Source organism: Peterkaempfera griseoplana, from assembly GCF_001418575.1.
Lineage (GTDB): Bacteria > Actinomycetota > Actinomycetes > Streptomycetales > Streptomycetaceae > Peterkaempfera > Peterkaempfera griseoplana.
Map to the genome: position 1 here is coordinate 1 of NZ_LIQR01000521.1, position 5,319 is coordinate 5,319.

At 72.3% G+C, this 5,319-nt stretch carries 2 protein-coding genes and 1 pseudogene; 1 reads left to right on the forward strand and 2 read right to left on the reverse strand.

The window, feature by feature from the left end; genetic code table 11:
* Nucleotides 1-220: pseudogene (locus AOK09_RS31605) on the reverse strand (hypothetical protein); the annotation flags it as partial.
* Nucleotides 221-369: 149 nt separating this feature from the next.
* Here AOK09_RS31605 and AOK09_RS31610 point away from each other — a divergent pair.
* Nucleotides 370-1,356: a class I SAM-dependent methyltransferase gene (locus AOK09_RS31610; RefSeq protein WP_055590658.1), complete on the forward strand. Its 987-nt coding sequence runs from the start codon at nucleotides 370-372 to the stop codon at nucleotides 1,354-1,356.
* A 47-nt stretch (nucleotides 1,357-1,403) separates the two neighbouring features.
* On the opposite strand, the gene mfd is transcribed toward AOK09_RS31610, so the two are convergent.
* Nucleotides 1,404-5,021, reverse strand: a complete 3,618-nt coding sequence (gene mfd / locus AOK09_RS31615; RefSeq protein ID WP_055590659.1) for a transcription-repair coupling factor — start codon at nucleotides 5,019-5,021, stop codon at nucleotides 1,404-1,406.
* Between the last annotated feature and the right edge of the window lie 298 nt (nucleotides 5,022-5,319).

Below are 5,319 nucleotides of genomic sequence, written 5' to 3' on the forward strand. Positions count from 1 at the left end.
CGGCCAGCGCCGCCTGCACCACGTACAGCGGCAGCGACCGCAGCGCCACCAACTGTGCGACGAAGCCCAGGCCGTCCAGCGCCAGCCCGGCGGCGAACGGCAGGTTCACCATGGCCCGCACCGTGCCCCCGACGCCGCCCGCCGTGCCGGCGCGGGCCCCGAGCGCCTGCAGCACCGTCGCCACACCGAAGAAGACCGCCGCCGCGAGCGCCGCCACCAGACCAGGGATCACCCCCCGACCCTAGTGCCGGGCCGCTGCCCGCCGGTTCACCCCTGCGGGCGACATCGGTGGGACGCGGAATGAACGGTGGGTAAAGCTTCCCCCGCCACCCTGTCCGGCCCCGGGGGGAAGCTGCTTGGGTCGTCGCCATGCCCTCGCTGCTGTCCTCCGCCCCCGCCCGGCGTGCGCTGCGCCCGGTGACCGCCCGCATCGACCGCCGCATCGAGCGGGCCCTCACCCAGCGGGCACGCGCCCAGAAACCACCGGTCACCCGAGCCGATCTGACAGCCGTTCAGAAGGAGCTGGCCGAGCTGCGCGCCGAGTCGGGCCGGCTGCGGGAGACCCTCGGCCAGGCCGAGCAGCGCCTGTACGCCATGGAGCTGCTGCTCGGCCGGGACGGGCGCGGCGCCGGCGACCGGCTGCCCCGCAAGGCGCAGATCATGGAGCTGTGCCGGCAGATCACCGCCGTCACCGGCCACTCCAAGCCGTACGCCCAGGTCGCGCTGGCCTACCGGACCCTGGTGGAGCTGGAGTTGCGGGGCGTGGGGCGGCTGGCCGGCTCCACCTCCAACATCCTGGGCAAGCTCACCACCACCCCGCTGCTGGCGCCGCCGAACGGCACCGTGCTGGAGATCGGCACGCTGTACGGGCTCTTCTCCGGCGGCCTGGCCCGCCAGCTCGCCCGGCAGGGCGTCGAGGCCGATCTGACCATCGTCGACCCGCTGGCCGACATCCAGCTGCAGCCCGACCGCGCCCGCTTCGGCAGCGATCCCTCCGGCAGCCCGGTCAGCGAGACCGTCGCCCGCACCAATCTGCGGCTGGCCGGCGTCGACCCGGACAGGCTCCGGCTCCACCGTGGCTTCTCCACCGACCCGGAGGTGCAGAAGGCCGTCTCCGACCGCAGCTACGGCGTGGTGATCATCGACGGCGACCACTCCGAGGAGGGCGTCCGCAAGGACCTGGCCTGGGCCGAGGAGATCACCGCCCCGGGCGGCATCGTGGTGATGGACGACTACGGCGACGAGGGCTGGCCCGGGGTGCAGGCCGCCCTCGACGGCCATCTCGCCGCGGGCGGCAGCCGCCTGGAGCTGCTGGGGACGGTCTCCACCAGCGCCTTCCTGCGGGCCCGCAGCTAGCAGACCGGTCCGGCCGGGCCCGCCTGCGCGGGCCCGGCCGGGCGGCCTCAGCGGGCGGCGTTCATCTCCTCGAACATCGCGGTGAGGAACTCCCGGCTCCAGGCGAGGAGTTCACGCCCCACCACCGGCTTGCCGCCGATCCGGCCGGTGGTCGGGCGGGGCACCAGCAGCTGCCGCGTGGCGCCCTTGACCAGGCTGCGCGGATAGAGGCGGTTCAGCCGCAGCTGCTGGGACTCCCGCAGTTCCACCGGCCCGAAGCGGACATTGGCGCCCTGCAGGGTGATGTCGGTGATCCCGCAGCGGCGGGCGAACAGCCGGAGCCCCGCCACCAGCAGCAGGTTCTCCACCGGCTCCGGCAGCTTGCCGTAGCGGTCGGTCAGCTCCTCGCGGACCTGGACGATGTCGTCCTCGGAGTTGACCGCCGCGATGGAGCGGTAGGCCTGCAGACGGAGCCGCTCGCCGGGCGCGTAGTCATGGGGGACGTGCGCGTCCACCGGCAGCTCGATCTTGACCTCCAGCGGCTCCTCCTCCGGCTCGCCGCCGGTCTCCAGCTGCTCCCGGAACTCGGCGACCGCCTCGCCCACCATCCGCATGTAGAGGTCGAAGCCGACACCCGCGATATGGCCGGACTGCTCGCCGCCGAGCAGATTGCCGGCGCCGCGGATCTCCAGGTCCTTCATCGCCACATACATGCCCGCACCCATCTCGGTGTGCTGGGCGATGGTGGCCAGCCGCTCGTGGGCGGTCTCGGTGAGCGGCTTCTCCGGCGGGTAGAGGAAGTAGGCGTAGCCGCGCTCACGGCCACGGCCCACCCGGCCCCGCAACTGGTGCAGCTGGGAGAGGCCGAAGGTGTCGCCGCGCTCCACGATCAGGGTGTTGGCGTTGGAGATGTCGATGCCGGACTCCACGATGGTGGTGGAGACCAGGACGTCGAACTCCTTCTCCCAGAAGTCGACCACCACCTTCTCCAGCTGGGTCTCCCCCATCTGCCCGTGGGCGGTGGCCACCCGGGCCTCGGGGACCAGGTCCTTGAGCCGTGCGGCGGCCTTGTCGATCGACTCCACCCGGTTGTGGATGTAGAAGACCTGGCCCTCGCGCAGCAGTTCACGGCGGACGGCGGCGGCGATCTGCTTGTCGTCGTACGGGCCCACGAAGGTCAGCACCGGGTGGCGCTCCTCCGGCGGGGTGGTGATGGTGGACATCTCCCGGATCCCGGTGACCGCCATCTCCAGGGTGCGCGGGATGGGGGTGGCGGACATGGTGAGCACGTCCACATTGGCGCGCAGCTTCTTCAGCTGCTCCTTGTGCTCCACACCGAAGCGCTGCTCCTCGTCCACGATCACCAGGCCGAGGTCCTTGAACTTGGTCTCGGAGGCGAACAGCCGGTGGGTGCCGATGACCACGTCCACCGAGCCCTCGCGCAGCCCCTCCAGGACGTTCTTCGCCTCGGAGTCGGTCTGGAAGCGGGAGAGCGCCTTCACCGAGACCGGGAAGTTGGCGTACCGCTCGGAGAAGGTGGAGAAGTGCTGCTGGACCAGCAGCGTGGTCGGGACGAGGACGGCCACCTGCTTGCCGTCCTGGACGGCCTTGAAGGCGGCCCGCACCGCGATCTCGGTCTTGCCGTAGCCGACGTCGCCGCAGATCAGCCGGTCCATCGGGACCGACTTCTCCATGTCGCCCTTCACCTCGGCGATGGTGGTGAGCTGGTCGGGCGTCTCCGCGTAGGGGAAGGCGTCCTCCAGCTCCCGCTGCCAGGGGGTGTCGGAGCCGAAGGAGTGGCCCGGCGCGGCCATCCGCGCCGAGTAGAGCTTGATCAGGTCGGCGGCGATCTCCTTGACCGCCTTCTTGGCCCGCGACTTGGTCTTGGCCCAGTCCGCGCCGCCGATCCGGTGCAGCGAGGGGGCCTCGCCGCCGACGTACTTGGTGACCTGGTCCAGCTGGTCGGTGGGGACGAAGAGCCGGTCGCCGGGCAGGCCGCGCTTGGCGGGGGCGTACTCCAGCACCAGGTACTCACGGGTGGCGCCCTGCACGGTGCGCTGCACCATCTCCACATAGCGGCCGACACCGTGCTGCTCGTGCACCACGAAGTCGCCGGCCTGGAGGGCGAGCGGGTCGATGGCGTTGCGGCGGCGCGACGGCATCCGTCGCATGTCCTTGGTGGAGGACTTCTGCCCGGCCAGGTCGGTCTCGGTGATGACGGTGAGCTTCAGTGCCTCGTCGACCAGGCCGTTCTCGATCGACCCGCAGGAGACATGGACCAGCCCCGGCTCCGGCGCCCCCGTCAGCTCGGGGACCAGCCGGGCGGCAATGCCCTCGTTGCCCAGCATCTCGGCGATCCGGCTGGCCGGACCGTGTCCCTCGGTCACCATGACGACCCGCCAGCCGTCGGCCAGCCGCTCCTTGGCGTCCGCGATGGCGCGGGCGGTGTCGCCCCGGTACGCCTCCACGGCGTGCATGCCCAGGGTGAGGGTGTCCGGGTCGGAGTCCAGCCGGGTCTCGAAGGAGTCGGCGGAGTCACTGGTGGCGAAGGGGCTGACCGACCACCAGGGCAGCCCGATCTCGTCCGCGTGCTCCCGGATGTCCGCCAGCGACCAGAGGGAGGCGGCGGAGACGTCGATCGGCGCCAGGTCGATCGGCCGGTCCCCGCCGGACGCCGCCGCCACCCAGGAGGCGTGCAGGAACTCCTGGCTGGTGGCCACCAGGTCGGCGGCCCGGGTGCGGACCCGCTCGGGGTCGCACACCACCGAGACGCTGCCCTGCGGCAGTACGTCCAGCAGCAGCTCCATGTCGTCGACCAGGACCGGCGCCAGGGACTCCATGCCCTCCACCGCGATGCCCTCGGCGATCCTGTCGAGGATCTCGGCCAGCTCCGGGTGCGCGGCCGCCAGCTCGGCGGCGCGGGCCCGTACGGCGTCCGTCAGCAGCAGTTCACGGCAGGGCGGGGCCCACAGGCCGTGCTCGGCGATCTCCAGCGACCGCTGGTCGGCGACCTTGAAGTAGCGGATCTCCTCGACGTCGTCGCCCCAGAACTCCACCCGCAGCGGATGCTCCTCGGTGGGCGGGAAGACGTCCAGGATGCCTCCGCGCACGGCGAACTCACCGCGCTTCTCGACCAGTTCGACCCGCTGGTAGGCGGCCGCGGCCAGTTTGCGGGCGACCTCCTCCATATCGTGCTGCCCGCCTCGCAGCAGCGACACCGGCTCCAGTTCGGCCAGCCCCTTGACCTGCGGCTGCAGCACGGAGCGCACCGGGGCCACCACCACCTGTACCGGGCCCGCCGCCGGGTCGTCGGCCCTGGGGTGGACGATGCGGCGCAGCACCGCGAGGCGCCGGCCCACGGTGTCCGAGCGCGGGGAGAGCCGCTCGTGCGGCAGGGTCTCCCAGGCGGGGAACTCGGCCACGGAGTCGGGGGGCAGAAGCGAGCGGAGGGCGGCGGCCAGGTCCTCGGCCTCGCGTCCGGTCGCGGTGACGGCGAGCACCGGGCGGCCTCGGTCCCCGGTCGCCCTGGCGGCGAGCGAGCGGGCCAGCGCCGCGATCGCGAAGGGTCTGGCGGCCGGGGGGCCCACCAGGTCGAGATGGCGTCGGTTCCCGGTGGCTGCGGCCTCGACGGCCTCAGCGAGTGCGGCGTCCTGGGCGATGACGTCGAGCAGTCCGGTCAGGGTCATGGAGTCTTCTTGTCCCGTGCTTCCGGTCAGTGGTGGGGTCTGGGGGTGTGTCGGCGGGCTGATGGAGCGGGTGGCGCCTGCTGGGCGCGCAACGAGAACCGCCCGGCACGCGGTGCGGGCCGGGGGTTCCAGCGTACGCCCGGGCCCGCCGGGCCGCCGTCCGGCGGGGGGTGGGAGCGGTCCTGCGACGGTGTGCCGCGACCGGTACTCGAGACGGCCACCCGTCGTTCACTGCGCGTCCATGGACGGTGGCGAGCATGGGGCTCGCGCCACCGCCCGACCTGTCTCTTATACACAT